Annotated in this window: 14 protein-coding genes and 1 pseudogene; 8 read left to right on the plus strand and 7 right to left on the minus strand. The window is 74.0% G+C overall.

Features of this window, described 5'->3' with window-relative positions; translation table 11 throughout:
- On the plus strand, window positions 1-132 hold a 132-nt coding region (locus tag NH602_RS19770; RefSeq protein WP_253068581.1), incomplete at its 5' end, for an integrase core domain-containing protein.
- A gap of 77 nt (window positions 133-209) precedes the next feature.
- On the opposite strand, the gene NH602_RS19775 is transcribed toward NH602_RS19770, so the two are convergent.
- Genes NH602_RS19775 through NH602_RS19785 form a run of 3 tightly spaced genes read right to left on the minus strand, consistent with a single transcriptional unit; the run spans window position 210 to window position 2,259 of the window.
- Window positions 210-581 carry a VOC family protein gene (locus NH602_RS19775; RefSeq protein ID WP_073575827.1) on the minus strand — a complete coding sequence of 124 codons (372 nt, stop codon included), beginning with the start codon at window positions 579-581 and terminating at the stop codon, window positions 210-212.
- Window positions 581-1,213 (minus strand): MBL fold metallo-hydrolase, encoded by a 633-nt coding sequence (locus NH602_RS19780; protein WP_073575828.1) that lies wholly within the window; start codon window positions 1,211-1,213, stop codon window positions 581-583. Before NH602_RS19780 ends, NH602_RS19775 begins: the two co-directional genes overlap by 1 nt.
- 41 nt (window positions 1,214-1,254) lie before the next feature.
- On the minus strand, window positions 1,255-2,259 hold the full coding sequence (locus NH602_RS19785) for an NAD-dependent epimerase/dehydratase family protein (RefSeq protein ID WP_253068578.1): 1,005 nt from the start codon (window positions 2,257-2,259) through the stop codon (window positions 1,255-1,257).
- A 60-nt stretch (window positions 2,260-2,319) separates the two neighbouring features.
- Between NH602_RS19785 and purS the strand changes: the two genes are divergently transcribed.
- The 6 genes from purS to purM all read left to right on the plus strand — a co-directional run bounded on the left by purS (window position 2,320) and on the right by purM (window position 8,870).
- Window positions 2,320-2,553 (plus strand): phosphoribosylformylglycinamidine synthase subunit PurS, encoded by a 234-nt coding sequence (gene purS, locus NH602_RS19790; RefSeq protein WP_062399665.1) that lies wholly within the window; start codon window positions 2,320-2,322, stop codon window positions 2,551-2,553.
- Entirely contained in the window at window positions 2,550-3,224 is a 675-nt protein-coding gene (purQ, locus tag NH602_RS19795; RefSeq protein WP_179761267.1) for a phosphoribosylformylglycinamidine synthase subunit PurQ, read from the plus strand. The genes purS and purQ overlap by 4 nt, the downstream gene beginning before the upstream one ends.
- A 154-nt stretch (window positions 3,225-3,378) precedes the next feature.
- Entirely contained in the window at window positions 3,379-5,685 is a 2,307-nt protein-coding gene (gene purL / locus NH602_RS19800; RefSeq protein WP_253068579.1) for a phosphoribosylformylglycinamidine synthase subunit PurL, read from the plus strand.
- Entirely contained in the window at window positions 5,685-6,023 is a 339-nt protein-coding gene (locus NH602_RS19805) for a sterol carrier family protein (protein ID WP_073575832.1), read from the plus strand. Before purL ends, NH602_RS19805 begins: the two co-directional genes overlap by 1 nt.
- Window positions 6,024-6,142: 119 nt before the next feature.
- The gene (purF, locus tag NH602_RS19810; protein WP_179761265.1) at window positions 6,143-7,729 is read left to right on the plus strand and encodes an amidophosphoribosyltransferase; all 1,587 of its coding nucleotides are present in this window, start codon (window positions 6,143-6,145) and stop codon (window positions 7,727-7,729) included.
- Between the two features lie 43 nt (window positions 7,730-7,772).
- Window positions 7,773-8,870, plus strand: coding sequence for a phosphoribosylformylglycinamidine cyclo-ligase (gene purM, locus NH602_RS19815; protein ID WP_073575834.1), 1,098 nt, complete (start codon window positions 7,773-7,775; stop codon window positions 8,868-8,870).
- 22 nt (window positions 8,871-8,892) lie between these two features.
- Here the strand turns inward: purM and NH602_RS19820 are convergent, their stop codons facing one another.
- From NH602_RS19820 to NH602_RS19835, 4 genes are all read right to left on the minus strand, one after another.
- The gene (locus tag NH602_RS19820; RefSeq protein ID WP_100879365.1) at window positions 8,893-9,636 is read right to left on the minus strand and encodes an NUDIX domain-containing protein; all 744 of its coding nucleotides are present in this window, start codon (window positions 9,634-9,636) and stop codon (window positions 8,893-8,895) included.
- A 165-nt stretch (window positions 9,637-9,801) separates the two neighbouring features.
- Window positions 9,802-10,005, minus strand: a complete 204-nt coding sequence (locus NH602_RS19825; protein ID WP_062399683.1) for a DUF3073 domain-containing protein — start codon at window positions 10,003-10,005, stop codon at window positions 9,802-9,804.
- A 219-nt stretch (window positions 10,006-10,224) separates the two neighbouring features.
- Window positions 10,225-11,352 (minus strand): folate-binding protein YgfZ, encoded by a 1,128-nt coding sequence (locus NH602_RS19830; RefSeq protein WP_073575836.1) that lies wholly within the window; start codon window positions 11,350-11,352, stop codon window positions 10,225-10,227.
- Complete coding sequence (locus NH602_RS19835; protein WP_256495242.1) at window positions 11,349-11,789, minus strand: transcriptional repressor; 441 nt, start codon at window positions 11,787-11,789, stop codon at window positions 11,349-11,351. Before NH602_RS19835 ends, NH602_RS19830 begins: the two co-directional genes overlap by 4 nt.
- Window positions 11,790-12,078: 289 nt before the next feature.
- Between NH602_RS19835 and NH602_RS19840 the strand changes: the two are divergent.
- Window positions 12,079-12,755, plus strand: a pseudogene (locus NH602_RS19840) (hypothetical protein); the annotation flags it as partial.

Below are 12,755 nucleotides of genomic sequence, written 5' to 3' on the forward strand. Positions count from 1 at the left end.
ACCAGCAACGACGAGCGCGCCGCCGCGCTACCGGACTGGCTACACACCTACAACCACCACCGCTGCCACACCGCCATCGGCGGCCGACCACCCATCACCCGCGTCAACAACGGGGCTGGGAGTTACACCTAGGAGCTCCCCGGCGATCGGCCCGGTTGTCCACAGTGTGTGCTCTCCTGTGGACAACCGGTGCCACCTGTGGACAGGTGTCAGGTCCGCCGCTCGCCGAGCACGCAGAACTCGTTGCCCTCGGGGTCGGCGAGCACCGTCCAGGACACCTCGTCGGCCGGGGCCCGGTGCTGGCCCACGTTGACCCGGGTGGCGCCCAGCATCAGCAGCCGGGCCACCTCGGAGTCGCGGACGCCGTCCGGCCGCAGGTCGATGTGCAGGCGGTTCTTGGTCCGCTTCCCCTCCGCGACCGGCACGAAGATCAGCCCGGGGACGACGCCCTCGGCGGGCTGGATCTCGAACTCCGACGCCGAGGCGTTCACGACCGTCCAGTCCAGGGCCTCGGCCCACCAGCGGCCCAGCCGGACCGGGTCCCGGGCGTCGACGACGACCTGCTCCCACTGCAGGGGCATCAGACGTCGACCGCCGTCTCCCGGTCGGGGACCAGGAGCGTCGTGGCGTCGGGCCCCAGGTCGTCGAAGAACCGGTAGTGGAGCGCCGGGTCGGCGAGGGTGCCCTCGTGGATCGGCACCACCGTCCGCGGTGCGACCGACCGCAGGTAGTCGACGGCCTCGGACACCTTCAGCCAGGGTGCGCCGGTGGGGAGCAGCAGCGTCGCCAGCTCGTCGACGCCCGGCGGGACGTAGGCGTCGCCGGGGTGGAGCAGCGCGCCGTCGACGAGGTAGCCGTTGTTCGCGACCAGCGGGATGTCCGGGTGGATCTGCGCGTGGTCCCCGGACCCGACGACGGACACCTCGGCGCCGCCGAGGGCCAGCACGTCGCCGGGGGCGGCGGTGCGGGCGTCGACGCCGTCGAGCTGCCCGGCGGTCTGGCCGTCGGTGACCAGGGCGGCGTCGGGGTTGGCACGCAGCAGGGTGCGCAGCGCGTCGGCGTCGACGTGGTCGAAGTGCTGATGGGTGACCAGGATCGCGTCCAGGCCGTCCAGGGTCTCGAAGCCGGTCGAGAACGCGCCCGGGTCGAACAGGAGCCGGGCCGACCCGGTGTCGACCAGGACGCAGGCGTGGCCGTAGTGCGTCAGGTGCATGGGACCAGCATGCCCGGTCGGGGGGTGGCGGGCGTCCCGGCTCAGCCGAGCGCCCGCAGCACGGCCTGCTCCTCGGCGTCGGTGAGCCCGGCCCGGCGCCCCCGGCCGGCGCCGAGCCCGCGCTCCCACGCCAGCGCGGCGCGGGCGGTGTCGGCGAGTGGGCGAGCCGCCGGACCGGCGGTGGACGTCGTGGTGACGTCCCGGTCGACCATGCCCCAGAGGGACTCCGGCAGCCACAGCGGCAGCGACCGCGGACCGGCCCAGAACGCCACGTCCTGCTCGGCCAGCGTCCGCTCCGGGACCCGGACGAGCTCCAGGTCGTCGGCGCCCACGGCGTCGGCGGTCCCGGTGAGCACCCGGTCCAGGGTGGACCGCTGGCCTGCGCCGTCGTGGGTGCCGGTGGTGCCGTCGGCGGCGCCGGCCACGATCCAGGCGGCGAGGTCGTCCACGTCGACGAGCTGCATCGGCTGGGCGGGCACGTCCGGGACGACCACCCGGCCGCCGCGGGCGAACCGGTCCGCCCAGTAGCCGTAGCGGTCGGACAGGTCGCCGTGCCCGCACATCAGCCCGCCGCGCACCACGTGCGCCCGGTCGCCCGCCCGCTCCCGCACGGCCTGTTCGCTCGCGACCTTCGCGGCGCCGTAGACGCCCGGGTCCCGGGTCGTGAGGTCCTGGTCGGGCTGGTCGTGCAGCGGTGCCAGGGTCGGCTGCGTCACGGTCCCGCCGCGCAGCGACGGGTCGGCGTAGGCGTTGATCGAGGAGACGAAGGTCCAGTGCCCGAACCGGCCGTGCAGCGCGTCGAGGGCGTCGCGGACCCACGGCGCGGACATCGTCGCGACGTCCACGACGGCGTCGAACGTGCGCCCGTGCAGCGCCGCGGCCAGCGCCCCGGGCCGGGACCGGTCCGCCGTCACCGCCTCCGCGCCGTCCGGCGGCGGCCCGGAGACACCACGGGACACGCAGGTCACCGGATGGCCCGGAGCGAGCGCGGCCGCGGCGACCGCGCGGGAGAGGAAGACCGTGCCACCCAGGACGAGGATCCTCATGGGCCGATGGTGAGGGCACGCACGTCGAGCCGTCGCCCCTGTTCACCGTAGGCTGACCCCGTGGCCAGAGTGGTGGTGGACGTGATGCCCAAGCCCGAGATCCTCGACGTGCAGGGTCAGGCCGTGACCCGGGCGCTCGACCGGATCGGTGTGTCCGGCGTGAGCGGGGTGCGGCAGGGCAAGCACTTCGAGCTCGAGGTGTCCGACGGCATCGACGACGAGACCCTGCACCGGCTCGCCGGCTCGCTGCTGGCGAACCCGGTGATCGAGGACTGGACGGTGACCCGGCTGTGAGCACCCGTGTCGGTGTGATCACCTTCCCGGGCACCCTGGACGACGTCGACGCCGCCCGCGCGGTCCGCCGCGCCGGCGCCGAGGCCGTCCCGCTGTGGCACGGCGACCACGATCTGCAGGGCGTGGACGCCGTCGTCGTGCCGGGTGGGTTCTCCTACGGCGACTACCTGCGCGCCGGCGCGATCGCGAGCCTGGCGCCGATCATGACCGAGGTCGTGGCGGGCGCCGGGCGCGGTCTGCCGGTGCTCGGCATCTGCAACGGATTCCAGATCCTCTGCGAGGCGCACCTGCTCCCCGGCGCGCTCGTCGCGAACGCCGGGATGCACTTCCTGTGCCGCGACCTGGTGCTCACGGTGGAGAACGCCGGCACGGCCTGGACGCGTGACTACGCCGCGGGCGACGAGCTGCTGATCCCGCTCAAGTCGCAGGAGGGCCGCTACGTCGCCGACGCCGCGACCCTCGACGAGCTCGAGGGCGAGGGCCGCGTGGTGTTCCGCTACCGCGACCCGGCCCCGAACGGCTCGACCCGCGGCATCGCCGGTGTGACCAACGCGGCCGGGAACGTCGTCGGTCTCATGCCGCACCCCGAGCACGCGACCAGTGCGCTGACCGGCCCGTCGGCCGACGGGCTCGGCCTGTTCACCTCGGTGCTGGCCCGCGTCACCGCCTGACCCGCGCACGACGTCCGGCCCGGCCGGCGGTCCCCGTGGACCGCGGGCCGGGCCGTCGTCGTCCTCGGTCCGTGACCTGCTGTGGGGAACCCCGCCTGTGGGCCCCGGCACCGTGCGGGGACGCGGGCGGGGGAGCCCCGTCTACCCTGGTCCCGTGACGCAGTCCCAGGTGCCGGTCGATTCCGTCAAGCACGCCGAGGCCACTCCGGAGCAGCCGCAGCCCTTCCGGGAGCTGGGGCTCAAGGACGACGAGTACGTCCGGATCCGGGAGATCCTCGGCCGCCGGCCCACCGACGCCGAGCTGGCGATGTACTCGGTGATGTGGAGCGAGCACTGCTCCTACAAGTCCTCCAAGGTCCACCTGCGCTACTTCGGTGAGACCACCACCGAACAGATGCGCTCGACGATGCTCGCCGGGATCGGCGAGAACGCGGGCGTCGTGTCCGTCGGCGACGGCTGGGCGGTCACCTTCAAGGTCGAGTCGCACAACCACCCGTCCTACGTCGAGCCCTACCAGGGGGCGGCGACCGGTGTCGGCGGCATCGTCCGCGACATCATGGCCATGGGCGCGCGCCCGATCGCCGTCGGCGACCCGCTGCGGTTCGGTCCGCTCGACGCCGACGACACCGGGCGGGTGCTGCCCGGCATCGTCGCCGGCGTCGGCGGCTACGGGAACTGCCTCGGCCTGCCGAACGTCGCGGGCGAGGTCGTCTTCGACCCGTCCTACGCGGGGAACCCCCTGGTCAACGCCCTGTGCGTGGGGGCGCTGAAGACCGAGGACCTGCACCTCGCGTTCGCCTCCGGTACCGGCAACAAGATCATCCTGTTCGGTGCGACGACCGGCCTCGACGGCATCGGCGGCGTGTCCGTGCTGGCGTCGGAGACCTTCGACTCCGCCGGCGGCGGCACCGGGCGGAAGAAGCTCCCGAGCGTCCAGGTCGGTGACCCGTTCACCGAGAAGGTCCTCATCGAGTGCTGCCTGGAGCTGTTCGCGGCCGGGCTCGTCGTCGGCATCCAGGACCTCGGCGGCGCCGGGCTGTCCTGCGCGACCTCCGAGCTCGCCTCCGCCGGTGACGGCGGCATGCACGTCGACCTCGACGCCGTCCCGCTGCGCGCCACCGGCATGACCGCCGCCGAGATCCTCTCCTCGGAGTCCCAGGAGCGGATGTGCGCGGTCGTCACCCCGGAGAACGTCGAGGCCTTCCTCGCCGTCTGCCGCAAGTGGGACACCATCGCCACCGTGATCGGCGAGGTCACCGACGGCGACCGCCTGGTGATCACCTCCCAGGGCGAGACCGTCGTCGACGTGCCGCCGGGCACGGTCGCCCACGAGGGCCCGGTCTACACCCGCCCGGTCGCCCGCGACGACGCGAAGCAGGACGCGCTGAACGCGGACTGGCCGGAGATGCTGCCCCGCCCGGAGACCCCGTCCGAGCTGCGTGCGGAGATCCTGCGGATGGCCGCCGCCCCGAACCTCGCGTCCCGCTCGTGGGTCACCGACCAGTACGACCGCTACGTGCGCGGCAACACCGTCGCCGCGCACGGCGCCGACGCCGGGGTCGTGCAGGTCGACGAGTCCACCGGCCGCGGCATCGCCGTCGCCACCGACTGCAACGCCCGCTTCGTGGCGCTCGACCCGTACGTCGGCGCGCAGCTCGCGCTGGCCGAGGCCTACCGCAACGTCGCGACCTCCGGCGCCGTGCCGCTCGCCGTCACCGACTGCCTGAACTTCGGCTCGCCCGAGGACCCGCACGTCATGTGGCAGTTCGAGCAGGCCGTGCGCGGTCTCGCCGACGGCTGCGCGGTGCTGGGCACCCCGGTCACCGGCGGCAACGTCAGCTTCTACAACCAGACCGGGACGACGGCGATCCTGCCGACCCCGGTCGTCGGCGTGCTCGGCGTGATCGACGACGTCACCACCGCGGTCCGGTCCGGGTTCGCCGGCGCCGACGGCGACACGGTCGTCCTGCTCGGCACCACCGCCGCCGAGTTCGGCGGGTCGGAGTGGGCGCACGAGGTGCACGGGCACCTCGGCGGACGGCCGCCCGCCGTCGACCTGGAGCACGAGCGGCGCCTCGCGCAGCTCGTCGCCGCAGCGGCCGCGGACCGGGCGCTGACCGGCAGCCACGACCTGTCCGACGGCGGCCTCGCCCAGGGCCTGGTCGAGGCCGCGCTCGCCGGGGGCCGGGGCGCCCGCGTCGACCTGGCCGGGGTGCACGAGGACTCGTTCACCGCGCTGTTCGCCGAGTCGGCCGGACGGGTGCTGGTCACCGTGCCCGCCGACGGCGCCGAGGCGTTCCTGGCCCGCGCGGCCGAGGCCGGTGTCCCGGCGCTGCGGCTCGGCGAGACCGGCGGCGACGTCCTCGACCTGGGCGACGCCCTCGGCGCGCTGGCGCTCGACGAGCTGCGCGCCGCCTGGGAGGGCACGCTCCCGGCGCGGTTCGGCGCCGTCTCGGTCTGATGTCCGACGTCCTCCTGGACTGGGTCGACGACGGGGTCGAGCCGGACCGGGCGACACGCAAGTCGGCGGTGAAGGCGTCGCTCGACGAGCTGGCCCGGCGCGCGCCGGGCCGCAGCGTCGAGGTGCGGGTCCCGCCGTTCGGTGCGGTGCAGTGCGTCGAGGGGCCGCGGCACACCCGCGGCACCCCGCCGAACGTCGTCGAGGCCGACCCGCGGACCTGGATCGCGCTCGCCGTCGGCCGCCTGAGCTGGGACGACGCGCTGGCCGCCGGGCGGGTGTCGGCGTCCGGGTCGCGGGCCGGCGAGATCGCCGCGTTCCTGCCGCTCCGCACGCCGTGACCGGATAGGTGCGGTGTGCGACTCCGACGTGACCCCTGTCCCCGTACCTGGGGAGACGTGATCTCGGGGCGTACAGTCGTCCCCTGGTCCCGGTACGCCGCCAGCCGAGGAGCGCCGCGTTGAGTTCCGTCCGGAACGAGCACGTCAGCCCTGAACGAACCCTCTCCCTCACCCCCGTCGCCCCCTCCGCCGCCGAGCCCGACGAGCAAGGACCCCGCGAGGAGTGCGGTGTGTTCGGCGTCTGGGCCCCCGGCGAGGACGTCGCGAAGATGACCTACTACGGCCTCTACGCGCTGCAGCACCGCGGCCAGGAGGCCGCCGGCATCGCCGTGTCCGACGGCCGCCGCACCGTGGTGTTCAAGGACCTCGGCCTGGTCAGCCAGGTGTTCGACGAGCAGACGCTGTCCTCGCTGCGCGGGCACCTCGCCGTCGGCCACTGCCGCTACTCGACGACCGGCGCGACGACCTGGGAGAACGCCCAGCCGACGTTCCGCACCACGGCCGCGGGCTCCGGCCTGGCGCTGGGCCACAACGGCAACCTGGTCAACACCGCCGAGCTGCGCGAGGACGTCGCGAAGCTGGAGAACCGCAAGCGGTCCGGGTTGCGCGCGACCACCGACTCCGACCTGCTCACCGAGCTGCTGGCCGCGGGCGCCGCGGACCTCGGCGTCTACGAGGCCGCGATGCGGCTGCTGCCGCGGCTGCGCGGCGCGTTCTCGCTGACCTTCGCCGACGAGAGCACCCTCTACGCCGCCCGCGACCCCCAGGGCGTCCGCCCGCTGGTCCTGGGCCGCCTGGAGCGCGGCTGGGTCGTAGCGTCGGAGACGGCGGCGCTGGACATCGTCGGCGCCTCGTTCGTCCGCGAGGTCGAGCCGGGCGAGCTCATCGCGATCGACGCCGACGGCATCCGCAGTCAGCGCTTCGCCGCCCCGGAGCCGAAGGGCTGCGTGTTCGAGTACGTCTACCTGGCGCGACCGGACACCACCATCGCCGGCCGCTCGGTCTACGACACCCGGGTGGAGATCGGCCGCCGGCTCGCCGAGGAGCACCCGGTCGAGGCCGACCTGGTCATCCCGGTCCCGGAGTCCGGCACCCCGGCCGCCATCGGCTACGCCCAGGGCTCCGGCATCCCCTACGGCCAGGGCCTGGTGAAGAACGCCTACGTCGGGCGCACCTTCATCCAGCCCAGCCAGACCATCCGCCAGCTCGGCATCCGGCTGAAGCTGAACCCGCTGCGCAACGTCATCCGCGGCAAGCGGCTGGTCGTCGTCGACGACTCGATCGTCCGCGGCAACACCCAGCGCGCACTGGTGCGGATGCTGCGCGAGGCCGGCGCCCTCGAGGTGCACGTGCGGATCGCCTCGCCGCCCGTGCGCTGGCCCTGCTTCTACGGCATCGACTTCGCCAGCCGGGCCGAGCTGATCGCCAACGGCGCCGACACCGAGGGCGTCCGACGCTCGATCGGCTCGGACAGCCTCGGCTACGTCTCGGTCGAGCAGATGGTCGCCGCCTCCGAGCAGCCGCGCTCGCGGCTGTGCTGCGCCTGCTTCGACGGGGACTACCCGATCCCGCTGCCGGAGGAGGCCCAGCTCGGCAAGCACCTGCTCGAGGACGTCCCGGAGCCGACGTCGTCCGGCGCCGCCTCTGGCGATCCCGGCCCGCTGTCCGTCGGATACGGTGCCGGAGAGGCGCTGACCCGCCCGTAGCAGCACCCGATCACGACCCCGTCCCGACCTGGAGAGACCTCGCATGCCCTCGACCGAGCCCGGCCCCGCCAGCTACGCCTCCGCGGGGGTGGACATCGACGCGGGGGAGCAGGCGGTCGAGCGTTTCCGTCCGTTCGCCGAGAAGGCCACCCGGCCCGAGGTGCGCGGCGGCATCGGCGGCTTCGCCGGCCTGTTCGCGGCGAAGTTCGGCAAGTACTCCGAGCCGGTCCTGGCCGCCTCCACCGACGGCGTCGGGACCAAGGTCGCGATCGCGCAGGCGATGGACAAGCACGACACCATCGGCCAGGACCTCGTCGCGATGGTCGTCGACGACTTGGTCGTCTGCGGGGCCGAGCCGCTGTTCCTGCAGGACTACATCGCCATCGGCAAGATCGTCCCCGACCAGGTCGCGACGATCGTCCGCGGCATCGCCGAGGGCTGCCAGACCGCGGGCTGCGCGCTGCTCGGCGGCGAGACCGCCGAGCACCCCGGGCTGATGGAGGAGGGCGCCTACGACCTCTCCGCCACCGGTGTCGGTGTCGTCGACGCCGAGAAGATGCTGCGGCCCGAGCGCGTCCGCCCCGGCGACGTGCTGGTCGCGCTCGGCTCCTCCGGGCTGCACTCCAACGGTTACTCCCTGGCCCGCCACGTGCTGCTCGACATCGCCCGGCTGCCGCTGGCCGGTGAGCTGGAGGAGTTCGACCACTCCCTCGGCGAGGAGCTGCTCGTCCCGACCCGGATCTACGCCAAGGACTGCCTGGCGATCACCGCCGAGACCGGCGTGCGGACGTTCTCCCACATCACCGGCGGCGGGCTGGCCCGCAACCTGGAGCGGGTGCTGCCCGAGGGCCTCGCAGCCACCGTGGAGCGCGGCTCCTGGACCCCGGCCCCGATCTTCAAGCTGATCCAGTCCCGCGGCCGGGTCGAGCGCGCGGAAATGGAGAAGACGTTCAACATGGGCGTCGGGATGGTCGCGGTGCTGCCGCCCGAGGACGTCGACCGCGCCCTCGCCGTCCTCACCGCCCGGCACGTGCCCGCCTGGATCCTGGGCGAGGTCGGCCGGATCGGCGACGTCGACGGTGCCGGTTCCGGCGAGCTCGGCGCCCGGGTGCAGCTGCGGGGGGAGCACCCCCGCTTCTGAGGCGGTCCCGCGCGGTCTGCTCTCACTCGAAGGAGTGATGCAGCTCCGCGTCGTGCGACGCGGGCTGCCGGCTCCCGGCGCGGTGCGACTCACGCAGCATCGGCGGGTGCAGCGCCGTCGCCGGGCCGCGGCGGAACAACCGGGGCGGCCGCCCGCGACCGCCGGTGACCAGCGTCGTCGTCGGCACGAGGAAGCCGTCGGTGGAGGTCACCTTGCGCTGGAAGTTGCGCGGGTCCAGGGAGGTCCCCCAGACGGCCTCGTAGACCCGGCGCAGGTCGGTCACCGTGAACTCGTCCGGGCAGAACGAGACGGCGAGCGTCGTGTACTCGAGCTTCGACTTCGCCCGCTCCACGCCGTCGGCGAGGATGCGCTGGTGGTCGAACGCCAGCGGCGGCACGTCGTCGACGGCGCACCACGCGGACGCGGTGGCCCCGCCACCCGGTGTCGGCTCCGGCATGTCCGGCAGCAGCGCGAGGTACCCCACGGACAGGACCCGGCCGCGGGGATCGCGGTCGGGTGCGGCGTAGCTCGCCAGCTGCTCGAGGTGCCCGCACACGGCACTGCCGGTGTCGGCCCCGGTCTCCTCGCCCAACCGCCGGCTGGCGGTGTGCACGAGGTCCTCCTCCGGGCGGACGAAACCACCGGGAAGGGCCCAGTGCCCGAGGAACGGGGGCTCGCCCCGCTCGATGAGCAGCACGTGCAGACGGTCCGACCGCACGGTCAGCACGACGAGGTTGACGGCGACCGCGAACAGGTTGCCGCGCATCTGCTGAACACCTCGGAGGTGACGGGATCGGTGACCAAGCCTCCCACAGGAGACTGGTCATGATCTTGCCCTATCCGACCGGCCGGGGGAAACCGCCCGGGTCGACACGTGCCGCGGCGCCCGGGCCGCCGTGTCACGACGGAGGGCCGGGCGCCGGGGTGGCCGTCAACGGCGAGGGTCGTCGTCCTCGTCGTTGTACTTGGCGGCGAGGTCGTCGTACTCGCCGTAGTCGTCCTCGCGGCTGTCGGTAGTCACCGCCGTCGCGCTACCGATCTCCCGCTGCAAGGCGTCGAGATCCATAGAAGGGGAGCTGTACTTGAGCTCACGGGCCACCTTCGTCTGCTTGGCCTTGGCTCGTCCACGCCCCATGGCAGGTCCCCCTTACAACAGGGAAGGGGCGGCCGGTCATTGCGCACGACCCGGCGGCCCCTCTCGTCTCATCAATGTCGTGAAAACAACCGTACCCTGCTCACCCCGGAACATGCGACGCGGCACCGCCGTCGTCACAGGCGGGCCCGGCCCCGGACCGGCGCGGGGCCCGCGTGTTCAGCCGGTGGCCGCCCCACGGTGGTCCGGCCGGGCTGCGCGTCATCCGCGACGCGCAGCGCCACCCGTCCGTTCCCGGGCCGCGCGGCCCGGCGGCGGGGTGTCCGGGTCCGGCTCGTAGGAGTCCGGGTCGATCGTCGCGGGGGAGACCCGGTCGTCGACGCCCGCGGTCAGCTCGGCGTCCACCGGAACCGACCGCTTGAGCAGCGCGAGCGCCACCGGGCCCAGCTCGTGGTGCTGGACGACCGTGCCCACACGGCCGACCGTGCGGCCGTCGCGCACCACCGGGTCGCCCGTGTGCGGCAGGTCCTCGTCGCCGGCGTCGAGCATCAGCAGCACCGTGCGCCGGGGCGGGCGCCCCAGGTTCGCGACCCGGGCGACGGTCTCCTGGCCCCGGTAGCAGCCCTTGGTCAGGTGCACGGCGGAGCCGATCCAGCCGACCTCGTGCGGGATGGTGCGGTCGTCGGTGTCGCGGTGCAGGCGCGGTGCGCGCGACTCCACCCGCAGCGCCTCGAACGCGATCGTCCCGGCGGCCCGCGCCCCGGCCGCGGTGAGGTCCGCCCAGCGGGCGTCCTTCGTCCCGCGGGGGACGACGACGTCCGCCGCGTCCCGGCCCGGCCACGGCATCCGTCGCACGAACCCGCCGTCCGGCAGGGCCGTGACGCCGTTCGGTGCATCGGGCACCGGCAGTCCCGCCGCGGCGAGCACGGCCGGGGTCTGCGGACCGACGACCGACAGCACCGCCAGCTCGGCGGTGACGTCACGCGGCTCGACCTTCGACCAGAACACCATCTTCGCCAGGTAGTCGAGCAGTGCTGCGCCTTCGCCGGGCTCGGTGTCGAGCCAGACCGTGTCCGCCGACGACGCGACGGCCATGTGGTGCAGCACCCGGCCCTGCGCGTCGAGTACCAGGGCCTCGGTGCCGGTGCCGGGCGGCAGCTCGCTGACGTGCTGGGTGAGCAGCAGGTGCAGCCAGGACAGCCGCTCCTCGCCGGTCACCGCCAGCACCTCGCGGTGCCCGCGGTCGACGACGGCGGCGGAGCGGGCCATCGCCCGCTGCTCGGCCGGCGGGTCGCCGTGGTGCGCGGCGACGACGTCGTCCGGGTCGGGGGTCGTGTCCTCGGCGTTGTCGGTGGTGTCGGGGTCCTGCTCGGATCCGGGAACGGTCACCGGTCTCCCTCCGCGCCCTCCTGGGGCGCCGTGTCGTCCTGCTCGGGGGCTCCGTCGGCGGAGTCCTCGTCGTCGTGCGCACAGTCGACGCACGTGCCGGACAGTGCCACGTGCGTCGCGTCCAGGTGGAAGCCCAGGTCGGCGAGCGTGCGACTCGCCACATCGGAGAGCAGCTCGGTCGGCGCCTCGTCCACCCGGCCGCAGTGGTGGCAGACGAGGTGGACGTGGCGGTGCTGGTGCTCGGAGTAGGTCGGTGCACCGTGCCCGAGATGGGCGTGCCGGACGACGCCGAGCTCCTCGAGCAGGTCCAGCGTCCGGTACACCGTCGTGATGTTCACCGCCGATGCCGTCGCCTGGACCCGGCTGCACACCTGCTCGGGTGTCGCGTGCCCCAGCTCCCGGACCGCGTCCAGCACGAGCTGGCGTTGAGGGGTCATCCGGAGCCCACGCCGGTGCAACGTGCCCTTCAGTGTGCTGTCCACGCCGCCGATGGTATTCGGTACGGCCCGGTAGGCTCGGGCCACGAGGACGGTGACCGCACATCGTGTCACGGAACCGTCCGTCGCGGGCCCCGCCACGCCGACGGACGACCGTTGCACGCTGCGTGGTTCGCCGCGACCCCGTCGTCGTGACTACCCTGACCGGCGAGGTCGCGCCGAACCGTCGGTCCGCCGACCTCGTACGTGCCCTCCGAGGGCACCCATGTCGACGACCTGAGGAGAGGCGATGACGGCAGACGGGGCGGACCGCCCGGGCGGTTCCCCGCGGTTCGACGTCGTTCTCCGCGGCTACGACCGTCGGCAGGTGGACGAGCACATCGTCCAGATGCAGCGGCTCATGGGCCGGATGCGCGCGGACATCGACGCACTGCGGAGCCGGCCGATGCCGCCGCCGATGCCGGTGCCGCCGCCCGGCGGGTTCGCCGCCGGTCCGGCCGGCGGGCCGCCGCGTCCGGCACCGCGTCCGGGGCCGCGTCCCGGCCCGGGGCCCTCGGATCCCGACCGGCACGGTGCCGTCGACAACTTCTCCGACCGCATGCAGGCGATCCTGCAGAAGGCGGAGGAGGAGGCGGAGGAGATCCGCAGCAAGGCCCGTGCCGACGCCGAGCGTGTCGTCACCGAGGCCCGCAAGCAGGTCGACCGCGCCCGCGCGGACGCCGACCGGGCCCGTGAACAGGGCGACAAGCTCCGCACCGAGGTCGGGGAGCTGACCCGGCGTCGCGACGAGCTGCGCGCCGAGGTCGGGAAGGCCCCGGCCACCGGGGACAAGGCCCGCCACGAGATCCGGCCGGCCCCCGGTCCGGGGCAGAAGCCCGGCGGACCGTCCGGCGAGGCCGGGTCGTCCGACGACCGCTCCGCGAAGCCCGCCGCGGGCGAGCGGCCCGGCACCGGCCAGTCCGGTGC

It is taken from the genome of Pseudonocardia sp. McavD-2-B (genome assembly GCF_024124365.1).
GTDB lineage: Bacteria > Actinomycetota > Actinomycetes > Mycobacteriales > Pseudonocardiaceae > Pseudonocardia > Pseudonocardia alni.